At 59.0% G+C, this 200-nt stretch carries 1 protein-coding gene; it reads right to left on the bottom strand.

The genetic code is table 11. The features are described from left to right. A partial coding sequence (locus HMPREF2559_RS13515; protein WP_371325682.1) for a DDE-type integrase/transposase/recombinase occupies positions 1-182 on the bottom strand: 182 nt, incomplete at its 3' end. Positions 183-200 lie beyond the last annotated feature (18 nt).

Below are 200 nucleotides of genomic sequence, written 5' to 3'. Positions count from 1 at the left end.
GAGTGCATCGCTTCCATCCCTTTCAACGTCCGATGTGCAGATGTCCGGTTCTTAAACGCGCCTTTCGGCCCGAGGGTCCGCTTCAGTCGACCATGGTCGCCTTCCAGGATGTTGTTGAGGTATTTCACCTGCCGTTGTTCCACTGTTGGCGGGCCGATTCCCTCGGACTTCCACTCGGCGATTGCCCTGGCTAGGGAGGG

Origin of the sequence: Corynebacterium sp. HMSC072G08 (genome assembly GCF_001809185.1) — a bacterium.
Taxonomy (GTDB): Bacteria; Actinomycetota; Actinomycetes; order Mycobacteriales; family Mycobacteriaceae; genus Corynebacterium; species Corynebacterium phoceense.
The sequence above is the reverse complement of the archived record's forward strand: the minus strand, read 5'-3'. Positions and strand labels throughout refer to the sequence as shown.